Raw genomic sequence first — 22779 nt, forward strand, 5'->3', positions numbered from 1 at the left:
TTATAGGCTCGGATGTTGCATCCGAGCCTTTTTATTTGAATAAATATCATTTTCCATCAAGATTCTTTTTTGATCTCAAATTAATAGATATCAATGGCATGATATTTTAGAAGTTCTTAAAAATTGTATAACTTAAATCTTTAGTTGATTTAAAATCAATTTTTAATCTTTCTTATTGCTTTCATCAACTAGCTAAAGAAAACTCTAGCTGCATCACTACTCAATGAAGAGACTATTACTTAATATGGTAGGAGGTTTATCCTCCGAATGGTCAAGGATCTCGGCACTACTAACACTAGGATTTTTTACTGGTATTTTTATGGCGAGTTATAGTGTATCTATTAATACACTATTTATCTCAAAATTTGGTAATGAAAACGATTTCCCTTTGGCATTAGTTACACAAGGGGTATTAGGTATATTATTTACAATATTATTCTCCAAGCTTCAAAATATACTAGGATTTAGAAAATTAGTCTATTACACCAGTATTATCATTCTTTTATTGGTAGGTGGTATATCTTTATCACTTGTACTTAAGGATAATGATGAAACGATTGTCTTTTTGGGATTTGCTACCCTTGGGCCTGTCGCATCTATCTCATTATTGATATTTTGGGGTGCATTTGGACGACTTTTTAACTTTACGCAAAGTAAGCGTTTATCGGGAGGTATTGATACAGGACAAGCTTTCGCAACCATATTTGCCTTCTTCTCAGTGCCGTTTATTCAGCAACTATTACCAAACCTTTCTTATTTATCACTTGTTGGAGTTATTTCATACCTTTTTTGTTTTGTCTCTATTGTATACATTTTAAAGAAATTTAGAATGCACTCTGCTGAAGCATTAACGGTTGATGAAAACGTAGAAAAGGTATCCAATAAAAGAACACGTTTAAGAGACTATAAAAACTACTTTTTTGTGATCTCTATTTTTGTCATGTGCTCTAGTTTTTCAGCAGCATTCGTTGATTATTCATTTGTTACAGTTACACCTCAATATTTTAAAGAGGAACAAGAATTAGCCAATTTCTTAGCCTTTTTTGAAGCATTTATCATCATTGTATCCTTCCTAGTACAGACCTTCTTAAACGATAGAATCTTAGAAGTTTACGGTTTACAATATTCTTTGATGTTGTTACCTGGTATATTGGTTTTCTTCTGCGTTATTGATCTAGTTATTGGATCTTTATTTGGTCACGATCAATCGTCAAGTGCCTTTTTGATGTTCTTTTTGATCATAAGTATGTCAAAACTAGTGACCGATGCCTTGCGGGATTCCCTAGAGAATCCCACAGTAAAAATATTTTTCTTTCCACTGCCAGCCGAGATTAGATACGAAGCACAAACCCTAGTAGAAGGTACTGTAGCTCAATTTTCTACATTGTGTGCAGGTATTCTGATGATAGGCATATCAAAACTCAACAACTACAATATTCTCTATAACAACTTTGTGATATTTGCGATAGTAGGGGTTTGGGTATTTATTACCTTCAAAATGTATAACTTTTATAAAATTTCATTACAAAACCTTTTATCAGCAAATTCTACTGAGGTAAATTATACACAAGAAATCGGTAATCGATTTAAGAATAACAAAATACAGAATTTACTTCAGAGTCGTTGGAATAGTGTGCCTCATAAAGTTGCCCCTTTATTATTTCGATTAATTGAAAGGTTAGATGTATTTCTATTTCGTTCAATTTTATCAGATGAAGGCAGTTTGTATAGAATGAATAACAAAAGACAGGCACTTCAAAAGATTAAAGAATATAGTATTTATGAGAGTATTCCTTCACTAAGAAATTATGAAGAAGGGACTTTTTCAGACGAGTTTAACTTTTCGAAGCTAGCAGTTCAAGTCGCTGAAGATTTAGAATTAGAGATAGTAACGGAGATATCTTACGAAAACATTGAGAAATTATCTAAATCATCAAATGCTGTGGATAGGGTAAATGCAGCAAGGTATATGTTTAATATATATGATGAAAAGTACGATAAGATCATCGGGAAATTAATTAGGGATTATACCTACACCGTAAGGTGTGAAGCAATGTCTTTAGTAGGGTATCATAAATTATCTGAATTTATTCCTGCATTAGTAGAGCGTTTGGCCATAAAGGGGGATGAGCGTGTTGCATTGTCTGCAATTGTTGCTGTTGGTGAATCCGGAGCTAAAATTTTGGAGAACGCTTTTCACAAAAATGGTCAGTTACAATTAACTCAGCGATTGATTTTGCAAGCTTATGCAAAAATTGGTAGCGAAGAATCAGTTCAATTATTATCTGATAAAATTACCTATCCAGAAAGAAAAATTTCCTATGAAGCTTTATCTCTCCTAAGTGCTTTAGGATGGAATGCTGAAGATGAATATCAAAAACTCTTTCTAAAGGAAGCACTTAAAAGAGAGGCAAACAACTGTTATTGGAACATTGCATCTACTTTAGAATTAGAGAACAATAGAAATACTAATTTATTATCAAGAGCACTTCAGGATGAAATTATGACCAACTATGATCAGATTTTCTTAATTCTGAATATGTTATATGATAGAGGTTCATTACTATTGATCAGAAAGAATCATGAATTAGGTACAGCTGATAGTATAGGATATGCCGTTGAATTGTTAGATGTATTGATTGAAGAGGATATTAAAGCCTATGTTATTCCACTTTTTGATGATGTAGCGTTAGATGATAAAGTAAAGAAGTTGTCAGAACTATTTTATAGAGAGCATTATACATCAGAACAAGTTATTTTAAAGTTATCTAATCGAGATCCAAACTGGCTTTCTTCTTGGGTAAGGGCGTGTGCTTTATATACTTTGTCTAGCATTAAAGAAATGTTAGATCAAGAAATGTTGGTGGGCTATTTATTTGATCAAGAAAGAATGATGTACGAATTAGCTGCATGGATTTTACGAATACATCATCCGGAAACTTTAGAAGATGCTTATGGAAGGTTACCACAGGATAAAGAAGCTGATTTAAGGGATATAATGAAAAATATTGATTCATTAAAGTGGGAAGATGCTCCTCATTTAGCCTTTTCAAAAGCACTTTATTTTTCTAATTTATCTGAATTTCATGGACTTACGGGAGATGAGTTAGCTGATTTAGCAAAAGTTTCTAAGATTAGATTTTATGAGAAAAATAAGGAAATTACGTCAGCAAAAAGGCTGAAAGAAAAGGGTTTATATATTGTGAAAAGTGGAACTGTAGCTGTAAAAGATGGAGACTTAGATGAACATGCCTTATTGTATTCTAAAAGAACAATCATTGGGTCTTATGTTTCTGTGGCCTCAGATGCTTGGGTCGGGCATTGTCTTGCAGTAGAAGATACAGAACTAATAGAAATTGATGAAGAAGAGTTTTTCTTATTGCTCGCCACTGATCCTCATATGGTGGAGATTATTATGAACAATATTAGAAGAACCTTTAGAACTTCAATTAATTTACAGAAGAGTACTGTATAGAAAATGACTATATGAGTAAAAAAAGCCAACTGTTTTATTACTTAAATCAGTTGGCTTTTCATATAATAATATCAGTTATCAGAATATGTGGATTACATATCTAAACCTATTGTTTCTTTTTGATCGAAAGGTACTTTGAAATTCACTCCTAAAACTTTCGTTCTGATGTACCCAGCATATCTTACTTCAAAATCTTCACCAGTAGCCATATTCATTAAACCACCTAGTATGTTTGAGAATAAAGCTTTTGGAGGAAATTGTACTTCTAATGGTAAGGTAAATTCAGATTTACCTTTGGCTTCTGAGGAAACATTCTGATAAACATTTCCAATTTTATTTCCATTCACTAAAACATCTACATGAATTTCATCTATCGTTAATGATACTCCATTAGGGTTATATAAAACCGCTTCCGCTTTGATGACAAAATTACCGTCATCTAAAGATGCCATATCCATATTTCTAATATCCACAAATTCAGGTGATTTTGGCCCGCATGAAGTGGTGATGAATAAAATTGAAAAAATTAGGAAATACCTAAATAAGTGTGTTCTTGAAAACATATTTAAAAAATTATTATTTATGTAAATTTATCAAATTTTACGAATATCTATTGGATAAAGACATAAAATATATTGCAAAATTCTAAGCCTTAATATAACCTTAGCATTGTGTACTTGTAATTCCAAAATTTATATGTGATCTTATAATCTGAGTAATGATGTGGCTTATTTTTAAATATTTTAGACAATAAATGTTAATAAAGGCTATTAAAATTACCTAAATATGTTTTTCGTGTTACTTTTGTTTTAATATAATATTTTGCTGTATTAAGATTTTCCGAGCTTACCCATATTCAAATACTTCATTTGATAAAGAGTTGCTTTTTTAGTACTTAACGAGAAACCCGAAATATAGGTAGAATTATGACAATATCATCAATGATTCAACCCGAGAAAAAGATACATTTCTTTCAAATAATAGAACACACTGTATATCGTTTTTATGCTTTATTAAAAGAGGGTAAAGGTAATATCGGTGATGGTAAACAATGCTTCAAGTTAAAAGGGAGAGGAGTTAATTTATATTCCAAAAGAGAATTCCTTGAGCAACAAGATATCGAAGAATCATTCTTTGATGACTTGTGCTATGAATTATGGGCTATATCAGAAAAAACACCTAATTGGGATATTGACAGATTGTTCGCTTATAAGAATGAAATTACAGAACATGCTAACTATATTTTAGAAGCTAAAACACTATCTGATTTAGAACTTTACATTTCAGATAGTAAAACAGCGAACTTCTTATATACATTCATGCTGAATTTTTTCAACGAAACTTTGAATGTAAATAACAATATAGATATACCCTTAAATCAAGAAAGAAAGGAAGCACCTATCTCTAAAGACATTCATGATGATGTTAACTTTCAAATAGAAATTTTGAATCGTTTCCAAATGATGGAAGAGAAAATACATCTTCTTGAGACAGAGAATAAACGATTGGATGCTATTGAGAAAAATTATATAGATAAAATAGCACATTTAGAGTCTGAGTTTAAAAGAGTTGAAAAACTTGAAGAGACTACTGATAAGATTCAACTTTCTAGAAAAAAATCACTTGAAGAAATTGCAGATAACACAGAGAAGAAGTTTTTAGGTGTTCTAGAAAAATTAAACTCATTAGAAGAACATACTTTTAATAAAGACTCTGTTCGTGATTTTATTGTAAAGGTTGAAAACCTTAATGAGCAAGTGTCTGATATGAAATCAGAATACGTAAAGGAAGACGCACTTCAAACTTTTACAAAACAACTTGAGAAATTAAACAAAGAGATAAATCATATAAATGATGAATATGGTAATGAACTCAAAAAAATTGAGCTGAGATTTACCAAGATAAAAGGGGAGAGAGCTGAGTTAAGGGATCGTATGGATAATATCGAAGAAAGTACGAAAGATAAATTCGATACTTTTGATGATAAACTTAATACTGAAGTTGAAGTTATCCATAAAGTCTCTGATGAAATGACGCATAGACAACAAGAATTACAATCACTCTTACAGGATCAAATTGTTGGGAATAGAGAACATACTGATAAAAGTATAGAAAACATCGCTTCTTTAGTAGATGAATTAAAGGAGAAACAACATGAAATCTGGATAAAAATTAATGAGGTGATTAGTAAATCAAAGTCAACACCTGCTGCTGTAGTAGAAAAAACGGTTACTACCTCACAAGGGAATGATTTTGAAAGTGCTCCAACGAAAAGTAAATACGTTGATATTTTCTATGCAGAACCTGATGGAAATGGCTTTTTGACCAACCTATCACCAAAGAAGACCTCCTACAAACATGTTTACAAAATTAACGTTATTGACGAAATGAATGCCGATTTCGAATTTGTAAATGATGAAGATTCTATCAGAACATTAAATATGAACCTAGCCGTAATGTTTGATGAATATATGATTGATAATGGTACTTATGGTAAATCCATGAGTTTATCATTGTATGGAGAAGCGAAAAAAGTAAGAGGACTTAACGCTTGGAGAGTAAATAAAAAGGCTATGGTGACAAGAAGATAAATATTATCTCTGTGTGTGTTTTTCAAAATGTAGTGGATCACCATCCACATATACTTTTGATAATGGAGATTGAAATATAGTAGCATTGTTTAAGGCATGGACAGACATTTCTGACATGCCTTTTGTTTTTGCCTTTACATTGTCAGCAACAAAGTTTTTACCATCAAAATAACTACCTCCATTGGTTGTAAGGAAAACATTTACAGCTTTACCAGAGATATCCATATTTGAGGCACCTTTAAGAATGATGTCTGCTTTTTTAGTATTAATGTCTTTAAAGTCACCATGAATGTTACCAATCAAAATCATTTCTAATGAATCTGTTTGTAGATCATCCATTTCGATAGACCCATCTCCCTCAAACTTTATATAATTTAAATTTGAGGTAACCAATGAAAGTTCTAATGCACTTTTGTTATTAAAATCATTAGGATAAAGCCTTAAATTATTATCATCCTTTGTGATTTTCAAAATTTCTCCCTTTGTAGATTTAGGGTATTTAATCATTGATCCTTTAAAATTAGGATCTATGATAATACGAAGATTAATATTTCCATAAAGCTGTAAGGAATCGGTATTGGTTTTGAATCTTTTTTGTCTAATAAGAATTTTTCCATCTTCTAGATCATTTCTTTTGACAATCATTGGTAGATTATTGGCATCAAAGATTTCTAAATGTCCATGAGTGTTATACACTAAATTATTCTCTACACCATCATCAAATTGATGAATTCCCTGATCATTTAAATACGATTGTAGCTCTTCGTTTATTTTAAATGGTACCCCTTTTGGCAGGAACATATTCAAAGATAATTTCTGATTTCTATATTTTACTCCTCTAGGAAAACTAAAATGAGAAGAAAGAATAACATCATCAGAATTTATGGTGGTTACATAATCTATAGCTTTCGCATTTTTAATTGCCTTTTCACGAGTTTTTCCCCAAGACTCTTGTAAGAAGACAAATTTTAAATCATTCCCATTATAAGGGTTGATCTTTATTTTAGCTTCATTTAAAGGTATATTACCTACTTTATCTAGAGATAGAGTAAAAAGCTGAGAATTTATAGGAATAAGAATCTCTTCTTTGTGAGTTGCTTGATTATCAAAATTGTGTACTGACATATTTAATGCAGTAACTAGTAGGATAGAAGATATACTCATGATAATCGTTAGCACAATATAAAAAGAGGTTTTTACCACCTTTTTAAATACCATCAACGATAATGAGATCAATATAAGTAAAAGCTGCAGTGTCAAAAATTGTATTGTAGCAATAACAGCTGTAGTCTGTGGGATACTATATTGTAAAGTCGTAAGAAGGTTTCTATCAATACCAGTGATAAGTATATCTTGTTCTTGAACAGGTATATAATTGAATATATCTGTAAGTTGGAAGATTTTTAATGCAATTGAAAGTACTGGTACACCAACAACTAAAGAAACCAAAGTGGATAGAAAAAGAAATGCACCTGTTATAAATGATACTACTTTTAGTATATCAAGTAGAATAGGATCAATATTAATAGTGCCTAACTTATTATTTATTTTTTCAATTTTAGACCCAATAATTTTTTTAGACTTAGAGGCTTGATGTAAAGTTTGGTTTAAATAATCTTCAATTTCATCAAGAGTAAAGGCTTTACCAACACTCTGGAATTTATCTTTAAGTGTTCTTGAGTAGGGTGTAACTATCCAAAATACGATATACAAAAGAATAAGTACATTAAAGTAAAATGCTAATCCAATAAATAGTAATCGTACAAAGACAATATTTATCCCAAAATAATTAGAAACCCCTGCAGCAATCCCACCAAGTACTTTATTTTCTTTATCTCTAAAAAAGATCTTAATATTTTGGTCTCGTTCTAGATTTCTCTTTTCTGGAAGAAATAACCACATTATTATATAAATAGTAGTGGTAAAGATTAATGGGATCTTTGTTTCAGAAAAAAGGAGAAAAGGAATAAGGAAAATGATTCTTATGGCAATTGGATCAGTTTTTAATAAATGTGCAATACCTGCAGCTACTCCTCCAATTTGCTGTCTATCTACATCTCTAAACAGTTTATATAAAAAGTCTTTGGCTTTTTCTTGACTCGACTGAATGAAACTTAAAGATATTCTTTTGTGATCATAGGTTTCTTCAGTCTCTTCTTCTTTATCTGTTTCATTATTATCTGGAACAGAAAAGCCTTCTGGTAAACCTATAATCTTTAAACAATGAATCAATTCTTCAGTGTTGATATAGTCAAACTCATCTTGTATAAAAGGGATTAATAATTCTGAAAGCTTATATTCCAATTCCAATATGATTTTATTGAAATTTTGGAATGTGCTTAAATGCTCATGAAGTGCGGCATAGTAATTATCATATATTACTTTGCTTTCTTCAGACATCTTGAAGTTATTATTACCTATATGTACGTTCTTTAATATCACTGAAAATTATAAAAAAATGAGTTTTACCATTGTAATATTAATAGATTAGAAACTAAAATCTTTCCATATTGAAATTTGAATACTAGGCGTCTGTTTAACTATCAGAAATACAGGCAGTTACAAGTGATTTCTTTACTTTATTATCAAGTTGTAATTGTTAATCAATTGTTCATTTTTGAACATTTTGTACAGTAATCTCTACATTTTTTAATTCCTTTCTTATCTTTGAAATAGCAAAATTTAATTTTTTCAAGACATGATGAAAACATATTATTTATTAATTAGTCTATTATTTATTTTTCTAAATGCTAATGCCCAATGCGATAAGTGCCTCCCTCAAGAAGAGGAAATCGATTATTGTTTTAAAGACGCACGATTCGAAGACTTATGTGCTCAATTTGTAGTAGATAAAAACTATTTTTATTTCAATAAAAAGAAAAAATCGAAGAGAATAGATCTAAACTTTGATGATGTAGAAGATATAGTAGCCTACAGGAAAATCACAAATAATAAAAAGTTGAAGTTAACAGCTAATGACCTACTTTTTATTCAAATGTCTGTATCGAAGTGGAATGTTGAGAGAAAACGTTTAGGATATGAATTCTTAGAATCAGGATTAGGTATCAAAATAATTAAGAAAGGTGGAGATGTTAAGCCTGTTGATGGTAAAACAGTTGTAGTACATTACGTTGGTTATCTCATGGATGGAGAAAAATTTGATAGTTCTCGTGATAGAGGACAACCATTCCAATTTCAATTAGGTAGAGGTAGAGTGATTAAAGGATGGGACGAAGGTGTAAAAAATCTAACCATAGGTACTAGAGCAATGCTAATGATACCGCCAGAATTAGGTTATGGTTCAAGAAATATGGGGCCAATACCCGCTAACTCTACTTTAATATTTGATATTGAAGTTTTAGATCAAAAATAATAAGAAGAAAAGACTGCTTTTAGAAGTGGTCTTTTTTTTCGTTGTGACACTACTTTTCTAGTTGTAGGCAGTGTTTTGTTGTTAATAATCATCATTTAAGAAACTTTTTTCTTGATTTAAGAATCTTTTTAGTTAGTTAAAGCGTTTATAAATGTAAATGGACAACCTTTATAACTGTTATGATTATGAGAGTATTACCACTAATATTTTTTGTTTCCCTGACACTAAATAACTTATTTGCCCAAGGTGTTGACAGTTTCAATTACCTTTCCAACGAAACACAAGAAATTATAGAAGATATAGATAACCAATCAGAAGTTTATCTACATAAAATAGAAATCAAAGAAGATAATGATTTAGTTTTTCAGGAGTTCTTTGATCCGAATATTCCAATTACTAGAGAAGAAAGAGTCGCTTTAACAGCAAAAGATAATTCATATCTAACACCAGTAGTTGGAATAAACACAAACGGTAAAAAAATATATAAGCCAAAAAGCGAGGCTGTATCAGTTATCCAATCAGATGGTACAAACGTTTATTATGCAGACAGTGATAGAATCTATGGAGCATACAACGTTTTGCCGGGAGCAAGGATATTGATTATAAATATCAAGAAATAAAAAAATAGGTCAACTTAAATGTTGACCTATTTTTTTTTGATTAATCATTAACTGGCGATTAATTGAGATTTATCAGATAGGATAGTAGAAATGTGAACATCAGCACTTTCTGATAATTCTTCAATATCTTCTAATAAGTCATCATCATTTTCTAATACATACCAAACAATCGAAATTTTCTTTCCTTTCAATTGCCATTTTTTTAATGTTTCTAAAACATTAAAAATTCCTTTTGAGGAAGCTGTGTCAAAATAAGTAATACCAAATGTTAGTGATAAATCATTCTTCAGTACAAAATATTCGTCAATCCACATCGTTATTTCTCTGTATAACTCAGTAGCAGTGATATGAAAAGATTGTCCATATATGTTGCCGCTAGATTCGTTATATTTTAATGTTACTTGAGGAATTTGAATATTTTTGCTGTTTTTGTTAATTATTAAATCATTCATAATGTAGTTAGTCGATAATAATACAATCGGGAAACACAGTTTTTAATTTGCTTGTGTAATGATAATGTACGCTTTACACTTATACAAAGAAAAGTGAAAGAATTTATCAGATTTGGTCAATTTTCATGAAATAATCCATTAATTCTGGAACTCCTTGAGTGGCAGAGGCTTCAATCACTTTTATTTTAGTTGGGTCTATCCCTTGAGGAATATTAGGGTCAACTAAAAAGAGTTTACAATGTGAAGGGACGTAATGTAGTAATCCTGCAGCTGGATAAACCTGTAAAGATGTTCCAACTATAATGAAATAATCGGCTTCCTCAGTTAAAGTAATCGCTTTCTCCATCATAGGGACATCTTCACCAAACCAAACAATATTAGGTCTTAACTGACTTCCTTTTTCACATTTATCACCTAGGTTTAATTCAGTACCTTCTACGGGGTAAATTAAATTAGGGTCTAAAGTACTTCTACTTTCAAATAATTTGCCATGTAAATGGGTGACTTTGGTAGAACCTGCCAATTCATGTAAGTGATCTACATTTTGAGTAATTATTTCAACATCATAATATTTTTCTAAAGCTGCTAAAGTAATATGTCCTTTATTTGGTTTAGCGTTTATGCCATTTCGTCTCCTTTGATTATAGAAATCAAGTACTAATTCTCTGTCTTTTGCCCAACCTTCTGGGGATGCTACATCCATAATATCGTGCCCTTCCCAAAGACCATCGCTACCTCTAAAAGTGGCAATTCCGCTCTCTGCACTGATACCCGCACCGGTCAAAACAACAATTTTTTTCTTTTTCATATGAGTTATTTTTAAAACGAACTTAATATATGTGTAAATGTCAATGAAAGAAAGTATTATTGTCCTAATTATTGACATAACGAACAATTTTATGAAAGCTTGGATTCAGGCCTTTAGATTAAGAACATTACCATTAGCAATTTCCAGTATTCTTTTGGCCAATTTAATGGCCTATAAAGTACTGCAAGGATTTTTCAGTTTTGAGATTTTTTGGTTGACTATTTTAACAACAGTATTACTACAAATTCTTTCGAATTTAGCCAATGACTACGGTGATGCCGTAAATGGTGCAGATCATGAGGGGAGAAAGGGTCCACAAAGGGCTGTTCAGAGTGGAGAGATTTCAAAAGAATCCATGAAAAGAGCAATTTATATCTTTAGTATACTCTCATTTGTATCGGGAATTGGTTTACTCTATAAGAGTATATCCACACTAGAAGAATTTTTATACTTCATTGGGTTAGGTGTTTTAGCCATTATTGCAGCTATAACTTATACAGCAGGTAAAAAGCCTTATGGATATGCTGGTTTAGGCGATTTAAGCGTTTTAATCTTTTTTGGTTGGGTAGGTGTACTGGGAAGTTACTATCTACAGGTAGGTGAATTAGATGTTACTTTATTATTTCCGGCAACAGCTTGTGGTTTGCTTGCTGTAGCTGTACTCAACGTAAACAATATAAGAGATATAGAATCTGATATTGAAGCAGGAAAAAAATCAATTCCGGTAAGATTAGGAAGAAAATGGGCTGTGATGTATCATTGGTTATTACTGTTTTCTGCAATTATTTGTGGTCTATGTTATGTGTATTTTAATTATGAATCACCTTTACAATGGTTATTTGTTATTATTTTTTCATTATTGAGAAAAAATGGATGGGCGGTAACACGTTTAAAAGAGCCAAGTGAATTGGATCCTTATTTGAAACAAATGGCCATTACTTCTCTTTTATTCTCTATCTTATTTGGAGTAACTCAACTTTTACCTTTATACTTTCAATTTTAATTTCTGATTGATGAATATTCAAAGATTAAATCAATTACTCGAATTTTATAAAGAAGATCCATCTGATCCTTTTGTTATCTATGGTCTTGCTACAGAATATGCGTCTGATAAAAATTGGGAAAAGGCCATTTTCTATTACGATCTATTACTTAAAGCTCACGAATCGTATACAGGTACTTATTATCATGCGGCTATAGCCTATATAGAAATCGATAATAGAGAGGAAGCAGAGGAGATCTATAAAAAAGGACTGGTAGTTTGTGAAAGAGAAAAGGATCATCATGCTTTAAAGGAATTGAGAAATGCCTACACTAATTTCCAGTTAGACGACGATGATGAGTGGTAATAGGCCCATATATAAACTCTCAAGACTTAACGAAAGTATAGCCAAAAAAATAGGAGAGATCGACCAATCATTTTGGATAAAAGTAGAAATTTCGAATTTTTCTATCCGAAATGGTCACGTTCATCTCGAAATAATAGAAAAGGACGATAAACAGATTATTGCTAAACAACAGGCCAATATCTGGAGTCAAAACTATCTTGTTTTAAAAAAGCGTTTAGGCGATGATGTTTTTGACGAAATTATTAAAAGAGGATCTTCTGTTGTCATTGAAATAAATATTCAATTCCATTCTATTTATGGTTTATCGCTCAATGTTATTGATATTGATGAGAACCATTCATTAGGTGAATTAGAAAGACTAAGAAGATTAGCACTTCAACGATTGGCATCGGCCGAACTTATTGATAAGCAGAAATCATTAAAGCTTCCATTAGTATTTGAAAGAATAGCAATTATATCCTCACCTAAAGCGGCAGGTTATGAGGACTTTATGGAACAACTAAGAAATAATGACTTTGGATATCAGTTTACGATTAAATTATTTGATAGTGAAGTTCAAGGCAGTAATGCCACCAAATCTATCATTAAACAAATACATACTATTCAGACTTTAGACGAAAAGTATGACGCTATTTGTATCATTAGAGGAGGAGGTTCAAAAACAGACCTATTAGCGTTTGATAACTTTGATATCGGAGAAGCAATAGCTTTATGTACTCTTCCTGTTATTACAGGGATTGGGCACGAAAGGGATGAAAGTATTGCTGATATCGTTGCGAATAGAAAGGAGAAAACACCTACAGCTGCTGCACAATTTATCATCACAAGGAATTTCAATTTTGAGCAGAACTTGATGTTAAGTTTTGATTCAATATCAAATAACTTGAAGAATAGAATACAATATGAGCAGAAGCAAATAGAATTAGCAGAATCGCGTGTTTTACCTAAGTTTGATAAATACCTTTATAAGCATCATCATCGAATAGAAAAACTTGATTATGAAATTAGAGGTACAATCAAATCAAAAGTGGATGATGAACATTCACAATTGAAACAGTTGAACCAATCCATTAAGGATACTTCTAAGGGACAAGTTCGAAGAGAAAATCAGCGATTGAGTTATCAGAAAGATGTTTTGAAAAGGAATTTTGATAATACTATTTCTAATCAACACATGTTACTTGAAAGATCAAAAATTAGATATCAAGATGTGAACTTCTTGCTCAAAAGGAAAATCAATAATTTTGAGCATTTATCTGATAACATTTCTTCATTGTTTAAATCAAATATCAAATCTGCATTACATCAGTTAGATATTATTGCGTTAAAGGTGGATTCTAATAATCCTGAGAATATTATCAATAAAGGATACACCATGACTCTTAAAGAGGGCAAACTTCTAAAAAAAGAGGACCTCAAAGAGGGAGAAAAAATACAAACCATAGGTAAAGGTTTCAAAATTGAAAGTTTAGTAAATAAAATTGACTAAATTCGTACATAACTAAGTTTAATAGAAAAAATATGTCAGAAAAAGACGAACAATTAACTTACGAATCGGCTTTAAAAGAACTTCAAGAAATTCAGAATAAATTAGACGAAGAAGAAGTAGCCATTGATGAATTAGCGAAGTTGGCAAAACGCGCCAAGTTCTTAATTCAGTGGTGTAAAGATAAACTAAAAGGAATCGATCAAGAGTTATCGGATATTTTTTCAGACAACAATTAAGTATATCCTCTAAGGAATGAAGGGAAGAAACAGTTTACCTTATTTTATATCAAAAAGGTTAAGTGCTCACAGAAATAATTCTTTTACAAAGCTAATTTCTAAAATCGCTATTGGTAGTGTGGCTTTAGGCGTTGGTGCTTTGATTTTAGCCTTTTCTATTTTTTACGGATTTAAGGAGGGTATAGAGGATAAATTATTTCTACATGTTGGCCATTTAAATGTAGAAAAGTTTACCATGAACAGGAGTAAAGAAGAACCTCCGGTGAACGTAAATAATTCCGATCTATATAATTATAAAGAAGAGTTACCACATGTAAAGAACGTATATAATTACGCTCATAAATGGGGGTTACTAAAATCGAACGAGGAAGTAGCAGGTTTACTTATTAAAGGACTATCGAAAGATTATCAGATTGAACGATGGGACAAAGAAATAGTAGCGGGACGTTTTCCTACATTAGAAGTGGAGAAAAATGGTGCGAAGGAAATAATGATTAGTAAATCTCTTGCGACTAAAATGCACCTAAAAGTAAATGATGATATCATTATTTACTTCATTCAAAAGCCTCCAAAAGCAAGGAAAATGAAAATCTCTGGTATTTATAGTACTGGTTTGGAAGATTTTGATGATATGGTGGCCTATGGGGATATTAATCTTGTCAGAAGACTAAACAATTGGGGAGACTCATTGGTCGGTGGTATGGAGATTATAGTTGACGATTTTGATAAATTAGATGATATCGGAACAGAGATCGATGAGGAATATGTTGATGTACATCTTCATATGAGAAGTGTGAAAGATAAATATGCCCATTTCTTCGATTGGTTTCATATGTTATACAACAACGTTTGGATCTTTTTGATAGTAATAGTAAGCGTTGCCATCTTTAATGTGATTTCTATTATGTTGATTTTAATAATGGAAAGAACAGCAATGATAGGTACTTTCAAAGCTTTAGGTGCAAATAATAATCTACTCCAAAAGATATTTATTTTTGATGGTATTCGTATGGCTGTAAAAGGAATGCTGATAGGAAATGGTGTTGCTTTGATTTTTGGTGTAATTCAGCAAAAATTCAAGATTATTCCACTAGAGGCATCCACTTATTACTTAGATCATGTACCTTTTAGTTTTCATTGGGACACGATATTTTTAATCAATATCACTATTATAGTATTAACATCTTTAGGGCTTTTAATACCAAGTTCTATTGTTTTAGGTATATCACCAATTAAGTCGATCAAGTTTAATTGATTTTCTTTGATAAATTTTCTCTCATAGCAGTTTATTATCAAAGGATAACAGTATTTCGAAATATAGCATAGGATAATTTTCACTTAGAGTAAAAATCTTTATAACTTTGTGATGAAAATTATTTGTGAGGACCTCCCTCGAAATGCAGCAAATAATTTTTAAACCACTCATTTGAGTGGTTTTTTTATGTAAAAAGCCCTCACTTCAATTAAGAAATGAGGGCTTTATATTTTTAGTCAATTAAATGACATTAATAAATCTCAGGGAATTTCACTGGATCCACTTCACTCATGATAGAGTAGGCTGCTTCGAAAATATCTTCTGCATTTGGTTTAGAGAAATAATCGCCATCCGAAGCATATGCAGGTCTATGAGGTTGAGCAGCGATACAAACAGGTTTAGAATCTAAATAGTTGTATGCACCTTGCTCATCAACTACTTTTTGCATCATATAGCCAGTAGTTCCGCCAGGCATGTCTTCGTCAGCAAAAATAACACGGTTTGTTTTCTTAATTGACTCAACAATACTGTGGTTAATATCAAACGGTAGTAACGACTGAACATCAATTACTTCTACTTGAATACCCACTTTTGCTAAATGATCAGCTGCTTCCATCACAATTCTACACATAGAACCATAAGTAACGATTGTTACATCAGCTCCTTCGCGAATAGTTTCAGGAACACCAAGAGGAGTACAAATTTCCTCTAAATTTTCTGGCATTTTCTCTTTTAATCTGTAACCATTTAAACACTCAATAATTAGAGCAGGTTCATCAGATTTAAGCATGGTATTATAGAAACCAGCGGCACGAGTCATATTTCTTGGTACTAAGAAATTAATACCACGAATACTGTTTAAAAGTGCAGCAATAGGAGAACCTGAGTGCCAAACACCTTCCAATCTATGACCTCTAGTTCTAATTATTAGTGGTGCTTTCTGCCCACCTTTTGTTCTGTATTGTAGACAAGCCAAATCGTCAGTTAAAGTCGATAAAGCATAATAGATATAATCCAAGTATTGAATTTCAACAATTGGTTTTAAACCTCTCAATGCTGCACCTATACCTTGTCCAACAATAGTTGTTTCACGAATGCCAGTGTCTGTTATTCTAGTCTCAGAGTATTTCTCTTGAAGCCCAGCAAAACCTTGGTTGACATCGCCAATTTTACCTACATCTTCACCAATAGCAAACACTCTTGGATCGTTTTCAAAGATTTTATCAAAAGTAGCTTGCATAATCTCACGCCCATCCACCATAGGAGAGTTAGAGTTATACTCAGGAGTAACTTCTTTAACTTTTAAAGCAGCTTCTTCAGACTCACTGTATAAATAGCTACTATACCTTTCGTAATTTTCTTCTTTTACTTGTTTCAACCAATCACGCATATCATCTTGAATACCAAGATTTTCAAAACGAAGCTCTCTAAGTGCTTTTTTGATTACAACGATTGCGTCTTTTCGTATTGGGTTGATTGTTTTTTGAAGTTCTTTAGATAACCTTAAGATCTCATTATTTTGAGGGACAGCATTTGTGGCTCTTTTCATCAACTCTAAAGCTGTTTGATGATCACCTTTCATTGAATCTTTGAAAGCGTCCCAAGCTGCTTTACGTTGTGATTTAACTTTATCTAAAGCTTCTTTATCTATGGCATCAATTTCTTCTTGAGTAGCAAAACCTTCCTCAAGAACCCATTCTTTCATTTTTTTGATACAATCATACTCAGTTTCCCATTTTAATCGTTCTTCTGATTTATATCTTTCATGAGATCCAGAAGTAGAGTGACCTTGTGGCTGTGTTACTTCTTTAACATGAATTAGGGCAGGAGTATGATTTTTTCTTGCAGCATCTACCGCTTTCTTATATGTATTGATTAAGGCAGGGTAGTCCCAAGCATTCACCGTAAATATTTCAAGACCATTTGTATTATTTTCCTTTTGAAAACCTGCCAAAGCAGCAGATACATCATTTTTGGTCATCTGATATTCATTGGGCACAGAGATTCCAAAACCATCATCCCAAATAGATGTGATCATTGGAATATTTAAAACACCTGCAGCATTGATTGCTTCAAAGAACATTCCTTCAGCTGATGAAGCGTTTCCTATTGTACCAAAAGCAACCTCATTACCGTTTACAGAGAAATTACTAGCAACTTCGCTACCATTTAACTCTTTATTGTCACGGTAAAGTTTTGATGCATAAGCTAGTCCAACTAAACGTGGCATTTGACCAGCAGTACAAGATATATCTGAACTAGAATTTTTTTGTTGAGTTAGATTTTTCCAAGAACCATCATCATTTAAACTACGAGTAGAGAAGTGAGCATTCATACATCTACCAGCACTTGATGGATCAGCTTCTACATCTGTGTGAGCATAAAGCTGAGCATAAAATTCTTGTATAGATAATTGACCAATTGCAAACATAAAAGTTTGATCACGATAATATCCCGATCTAAAGTCTCCATTTTGGAAAAACTTGGCCATTGCTAATTGAGGAACTTCTTTACCATCACCAAAGATGCCAAATTTTGCTTTCCCCATAAACACTTCTTTTCTACCAATTAAACTGGCATGTCTACTCTCTAAGGCTATTCTTAAATCTTGAAGAACTTCTTCCTTAGTGAACTTGTAGTTTATATTTTGCTTTGTTGTCATTGTTGTTGTGGACAATTTCAGATCTTGAAGTCAAAATTTAGTATGTGGACTCATTTATATACCCCAGAAGGATACATACAAGATTTATATTTTCGCACAAAATTAAGAATAAAAAGGGAGGATTTAAACTTAATAATTAAAAAGTGTATAATTTACATTAATGAAAAATGTTGAAATTAATCCTCCTAGTTGTATAAATATCTAATAGTAAGTGATTTATCATCTAAGATGATTCTAGTCATAAAAAAAGCATCTTAACAAATTAAGATGCTTTTTGATGTTATTTCTCAATACTGAGTAATTCGATATATCTTTTATACCTCCCTAATATACTCTGAACGTAGTTAACAGGTTCCTTTCCGCGTGCATAACCAAACTTAACGACTTCGTCTCTATAGTATTGTTTATGACTCTTCAGAAGCATGTATTTTTCTACATTACCATCCCATACGTTAGGGTCGTGGTTGAATTTTGCAGCTAGACGTTGGGCATCTTTCACATGTCCTTGTCCTGCATTGTAGGAAGCTAACATGAATTTTACACGTTCATCTTCGTCCTCAATTTCATCCCAATATTTCTCAAGGAATTTAAGGTATTTTGTTCCCGCTTTAACATTTTGATGAGGATCTCTTGGGTTGTGTGCTCCAAACTGTTTTGCCGTTGCAGGCATAAGTTGCATAAGTCCTACAGCACCCACCCATGATTTAGCGTGTGGATCAAATCTTGATTCCTGATAAACTAAAGAAGCCAATAAACGCCAATCCCAACCAATAATATCGGCCTGTTCTTTTATGATTTGATCGTACTTAGAAAGTAAACCTCTATGTTCTACAGTATTAAAGAATTTACTATCAAAACGCTTCGATTGTGCTCTTGTGTTTTTGAAGTACTTGTTATATATCACATAATAATCGGTAGTTTTCTTCATAGAATCCAACCAATGACTTACTGATTCTCTAAGAAGGGGGGATTGTTTCCTAGTAGCCCATGCTATTCGTTGAGGAAAACTTATTTCAGTTTTAGTATCTAAGTGAGGGTAGTAAGTATTGTTTACCTTAGCAATGTTTTCATCTGCTATGGTATAATCAATTTGTCCCTCAGCAACTCTATGAATAAGTTCTTCAGTAGATACGTTTTTTCCTTCAAGAACGATTTTAATATCTTCACCCATTTCGTTTTCAAGATTTTCTAAACGTAATTGATATGGGGTATTTTCTCTAACATGTACTTCTTTATCCTTCAGATCGACCACATTTCTAATCACATGTTTATCAATTTTATGAAGAGGTAAGGATTTCCAATTTTCTGGTTTACGCTGAACCAATACTTGCTTCACTTGCATTAGTGGAGAAGTGAAATCAACTATTTCTTGACGATCTTTAGTAATGGCTAAACCATAGGCAATAATATCACCTTCACCTTTAAGGAGTGCATTTCTTAAACTATCTGTATTGGTTTTTACAATAACTTTTAGATCGACTTCAAGGTCTTCTGCTAATCGTTTTAATAATTCAAATTCATACCCCATAGTTTGACCTTTGTAAAGGTAATAGGATGTTGAACTATAGGCTGTTAAAGCGATTAGTTTACCTCTCTTTTTGATATCTTCTAAATCTTTATTGGATTCAAAGATGATTTCATTTTCAGGGGTTGGAGGAGTTTGCTTTTCTTCACTATAACTTTCAGCTTTTTTCGTCGGATTACAACCATATAATAAGGTTATGATTATAGAAAGTGAAAGAAGAAGTTTAGTTCTGTTATTCATTTATACTAAGCTTAAATAAAAAAAGTTTTGTGTATGTATAAATTTCTATATTGAGTTCAAATAGTACTTTATATTGCTAAAATAAGAATAATTTATGAAATCTTGAACCCCATCAGTAAAACATCATCAGTTTGAGGCTCATCTTTTTTCCAAGAGCTAAATGTATTTTCTACCATATTCTTTTGAACTTTCATGCTTAAGGTATGATGTTTTAATAAAGTTTCCTTTAACCTCCTTGGCATAAATTTTTTCAATTTTTCACCTCCAAATTGATCTTGTATACCATCAGAATAGATATAAAATGATGTTTTTGGAGTATAATTAAAAGTATGTTTCGTAAAGTGTTTTACGTCTTGATCAGGATGAAACATACCTATTGGCTGTCTATCACCTTTGATAAGATGTAGCTCTTTATCTTCAATATAAATTAAAGGGTTTTTTGCTCCTGCAAAAGAAATAGTTTTTGATGTCGTATTAAAAACTGTTAGTGCCAAATCCATTCCGTCTCGATTATTTGTTCTTTCCTGTTTTAATTTCTTTCTTATTAGTTTATCCAATTCAAATAAAATTTCATCGGGTTCATATATTTCTCTTGATATGACAATATTGTTTAAAGATTCGGCTCCTAAAAGTGACATAAATGCTCCAGGAACTCCATGTCCAGTACAATCAACAGCCGCAATCACAATCATATTTTCTTTTTTATAGAACCAATAGAAGTCACCGGAAACAACATCTAGGGGTTTGAAAAAAATAAATCCATCAGTTACGATTTCATTGAATCGTTGCATCTGAGGTAAAAAGCAACTTTGAATTTGCTTTGCGTAATCTATACTTTCAATCAATGAATGGCTAATTTGATCGATCTGATCATTTTTATTTCTTTCTAATTCGACATAAGCTTCTTCTAACTTCTTGTTCGTTTCTTTCAAAGTATCATTCATGACAAAAATTTCCTCTGAATTTTGTCGTACTTCTTCTTCCGCGGCAATTAATTGAGCATTGGTCTCTATCAATTCATCCATAGTTTTTAATTGTTGATCAACAAAAAATTTGGAAAGAAAGAATAACATGGAGGAAATCATCGAAAAATTAATCATCAATAATAGATTGAATATATGATGATCTCTAAGTTGAGCAGGGGCAATGTATTCAATTTCATGATCAATCATAATTACAATCCCTAAGAGGATAACAAAAATCGTTAGCCAATACAAAAGAGCTTTGCCCTTATAAAATGCCAATGTTGCAGTAAGGGCAAATAAAGACCAAATCATCACAACACCAGTAGATCTTGCACCTCCAAGAATAATTTGAAATATAAAGGGAAGAAGAATAGAGAAAAAAGTTTGTAGTGCTTTGTAGACGTTTTTGTTTTTAAACTTCAACCATCCATATACATTAAAAATACTGAATATAACATAGCCAATGGGGATCATCCCAGTCTTTGTTAAATCAAAATAAATGCTCAGTAAACCCCACGTAAATCCACCTGCAGTCATAAGACAAGCAAAAAGAAAAAAATTCCTGTCAGCTTCCTTTTTAGTTTGAGATAGTACTAAATTTTTAAATTTATTTTTGATTGAATAGAAAACTGAGGACTTAGAAAGTGTTATATTCAATTTTAATGACATTTAATCAGCAAATGTTCTGTAAATGATGTGTTACATTTGTGTATTATATAATTTCGTATTCTTTTTTGAATAAAGATATTGATTATTGATATGTCACAAGAAAATTCTTTAAATAATACCCCTTTAATTGTGGTAACCGGTCCAACAGCAAGTGGTAAAACTTCTTTAGCAACTCAATTGGCTTATCAGATGGAAGGTGAGGTCATAAGTGCTGACTCTAGACAAGTTTTTCGTCAGATGGATATTGGTACAGGTAAAGATTTGAAGGATTTTGTAGTCCAAGGCACTTCAATACCTTATCATTTGATAGATATTTGTGATCCTGGAGATGATTTTAATCTTTATTTATTTCAAAAATTATATACGGAAGCAGTTCATGATATCATCGAAAGGAAAAAGAATCCAATACTTTGTGGAGGAACTGGATTGTATATAGAAGCAGTAACTCTCAAAGGATACGAAGATGTTTGGGTACCAAAAAATTCTCAATTAAGAGAGAAATTTGAAGGTTCAACATTAGAAGAAATGTTGGAATACTATAAATCTCTTTTGGATGCTGATCAATTGAAAGATGTTGATGGAATAGCCCATCGTCAGCGTTCTTTAATGCGCGCTATTGAGATAGAATATTTCAATAAATATAACGTAGAAACTGATATTCACCCGGTGAATATCCCCCAATTGGAGACGTACAATTTTGCTTTAAATATTAATAGGGATACTCGTTGGTCTAAGATTGAAAAAAGATTAGATGAACGTTTAAAAGAGGGGATGATCGAAGAAGTAGATTCTTTATTGAAACAATTGGATGCAGAAAAATTGAAATCTTATGGATTGGAATACAGATTTGTCACTTCCTATCTCCTAAACGAGATTTCATATGATGATATGAGAAATGAACTTCTTAAATCGATACAACAGTTTTCTAAACGTCAGATGACTTGGTTTAGGAGAATGGAGAAGAAAACTAAATTGCATTGGATCCCTGTAGAATGGGAGACGAATAAGAAAATTGATTTTGTATTGAATACTATCAATAGTAATCAGTAAATTAAGGGGTAAAAACTTTA

At 31.8% G+C, this 22779-nt stretch carries 17 protein-coding genes; 10 read left to right on the forward strand and 7 right to left on the reverse strand.

Features of this window, described 5'->3' with window-relative positions; genetic code table 11:
- Positions 1-223 precede the first annotated feature (223 nt).
- Entirely contained in the window at positions 224-3475 is a 3252-nt protein-coding gene (locus tag MY04_RS04900; RefSeq protein WP_066207172.1) for a hypothetical protein, read from the forward strand.
- A gap of 92 nt (positions 3476-3567) precedes the next feature.
- Here MY04_RS04900 and MY04_RS04905 read toward each other — a convergent pair whose 3' ends face one another.
- Positions 3568-4038 carry an LEA type 2 family protein gene (locus MY04_RS04905; RefSeq protein ID WP_066207175.1) on the reverse strand — a complete coding sequence of 157 codons (471 nt, stop codon included), beginning with the start codon at positions 4036-4038 and terminating at the stop codon, positions 3568-3570.
- A 363-nt stretch (positions 4039-4401) separates the two neighbouring features.
- On the opposite strand from MY04_RS04905, the gene MY04_RS04910 reads away from it, so the two are divergent.
- Positions 4402-6066: a hypothetical protein gene (locus MY04_RS04910; protein WP_158297569.1), complete on the forward strand. Its 1665-nt coding sequence runs from the start codon at positions 4402-4404 to the stop codon at positions 6064-6066.
- A gap of 3 nt (positions 6067-6069) precedes the next feature.
- Here the strand turns inward: MY04_RS04910 and MY04_RS04915 are convergent, their stop codons facing one another.
- Positions 6070-8466: a PspC domain-containing protein gene (locus MY04_RS04915; protein WP_066207181.1), complete on the reverse strand. Its 2397-nt coding sequence runs from the start codon at positions 8464-8466 to the stop codon at positions 6070-6072.
- 298 nt (positions 8467-8764) lie between these two features.
- Between MY04_RS04915 and MY04_RS28075 the strand changes: the two genes are divergently transcribed.
- Together MY04_RS28075 and MY04_RS04925 are read left to right on the forward strand one after the other, a co-directional pair.
- On the forward strand, positions 8765-9439 hold the full coding sequence (locus tag MY04_RS28075; RefSeq protein WP_205960496.1) for an FKBP-type peptidyl-prolyl cis-trans isomerase: 675 nt from the start codon (positions 8765-8767) through the stop codon (positions 9437-9439).
- Between the two features lie 185 nt (positions 9440-9624).
- Positions 9625-10059 carry a hypothetical protein gene (locus MY04_RS04925; RefSeq protein ID WP_066207186.1) on the forward strand — a complete coding sequence of 145 codons (435 nt, stop codon included), beginning with the start codon at positions 9625-9627 and terminating at the stop codon, positions 10057-10059.
- Positions 10060-10106: 47 nt separating this feature from the next.
- Here the strand turns inward: MY04_RS04925 and MY04_RS04930 are convergent, their stop codons facing one another.
- Together MY04_RS04930 and MY04_RS04935 are read right to left on the reverse strand one after the other, a co-directional pair.
- Complete coding sequence (locus MY04_RS04930) at positions 10107-10511, reverse strand: SiaC family regulatory phosphoprotein (RefSeq protein ID WP_066207189.1); 405 nt, start codon at positions 10509-10511, stop codon at positions 10107-10109.
- A 106-nt stretch (positions 10512-10617) separates the two neighbouring features.
- On the reverse strand, positions 10618-11319 hold the full coding sequence (locus tag MY04_RS04935; RefSeq protein WP_066207191.1) for an SIR2 family NAD-dependent protein deacylase: 702 nt from the start codon (positions 11317-11319) through the stop codon (positions 10618-10620).
- A 91-nt stretch (positions 11320-11410) separates the two neighbouring features.
- Here MY04_RS04935 and MY04_RS04940 point away from each other — a divergent pair, with 91 nt between their 5' ends.
- Genes MY04_RS04940 through MY04_RS04960 form a run of 5 tightly spaced genes read left to right on the forward strand, consistent with a single transcriptional unit; the run spans position 11411 to position 15648 of the window.
- Positions 11411-12322, forward strand: coding sequence for a 1,4-dihydroxy-2-naphthoate polyprenyltransferase (locus MY04_RS04940; protein ID WP_066213054.1), 912 nt, complete (start codon positions 11411-11413; stop codon positions 12320-12322).
- A gap of 10 nt (positions 12323-12332) precedes the next feature.
- Positions 12333-12668: a tetratricopeptide repeat protein gene (locus MY04_RS04945; RefSeq protein ID WP_066207194.1), complete on the forward strand. Its 336-nt coding sequence runs from the start codon at positions 12333-12335 to the stop codon at positions 12666-12668.
- Positions 12655-14157 carry an exodeoxyribonuclease VII large subunit gene (xseA, locus tag MY04_RS04950; protein WP_066207198.1) on the forward strand — a complete coding sequence of 501 codons (1503 nt, stop codon included), beginning with the start codon at positions 12655-12657 and terminating at the stop codon, positions 14155-14157. The genes MY04_RS04945 and xseA overlap by 14 nt, the downstream gene beginning before the upstream one ends.
- A gap of 32 nt (positions 14158-14189) precedes the next feature.
- Positions 14190-14393: an exodeoxyribonuclease VII small subunit gene (xseB, locus tag MY04_RS04955; protein ID WP_066207200.1), complete on the forward strand. Its 204-nt coding sequence runs from the start codon at positions 14190-14192 to the stop codon at positions 14391-14393.
- 16 nt (positions 14394-14409) lie between these two features.
- Positions 14410-15648 carry an ABC transporter permease gene (locus MY04_RS04960; RefSeq protein ID WP_066207203.1) on the forward strand — a complete coding sequence of 413 codons (1239 nt, stop codon included), beginning with the start codon at positions 14410-14412 and terminating at the stop codon, positions 15646-15648.
- A 250-nt stretch (positions 15649-15898) separates the two neighbouring features.
- Here the strand turns inward: MY04_RS04960 and MY04_RS04965 are convergent, their stop codons facing one another.
- From MY04_RS04965 to MY04_RS04975, 3 genes are all read right to left on the reverse strand, one after another.
- Positions 15899-18310 carry an alpha-ketoacid dehydrogenase subunit alpha/beta gene (locus MY04_RS04965; RefSeq protein ID WP_066207205.1) on the reverse strand — a complete coding sequence of 804 codons (2412 nt, stop codon included), beginning with the start codon at positions 18308-18310 and terminating at the stop codon, positions 15899-15901.
- A 280-nt stretch (positions 18311-18590) separates the two neighbouring features.
- Positions 18591-20075 carry a transglycosylase SLT domain-containing protein gene (locus tag MY04_RS04970; protein ID WP_084005775.1) on the reverse strand — a complete coding sequence of 495 codons (1485 nt, stop codon included), beginning with the start codon at positions 20073-20075 and terminating at the stop codon, positions 18591-18593.
- A 92-nt stretch (positions 20076-20167) separates the two neighbouring features.
- Complete coding sequence (locus MY04_RS04975; RefSeq protein WP_158297570.1) at positions 20168-21514, reverse strand: PP2C family protein-serine/threonine phosphatase; 1347 nt, start codon at positions 21512-21514, stop codon at positions 20168-20170.
- Between the two features lie 285 nt (positions 21515-21799).
- Here MY04_RS04975 and miaA point away from each other — a divergent pair, with 285 nt between their 5' ends.
- Positions 21800-22759 (forward strand): tRNA (adenosine(37)-N6)-dimethylallyltransferase MiaA, encoded by a 960-nt coding sequence (miaA, locus tag MY04_RS04980; protein ID WP_066207210.1) that lies wholly within the window; start codon positions 21800-21802, stop codon positions 22757-22759.
- Positions 22760-22779: the final 20 nt, after the last annotated feature.

Origin of the sequence: Flammeovirga sp. MY04 (assembly GCF_001682195.2) — a bacterium.
Lineage (GTDB): Bacteria > Bacteroidota > Bacteroidia > Cytophagales > Flammeovirgaceae > Flammeovirga > Flammeovirga yaeyamensis.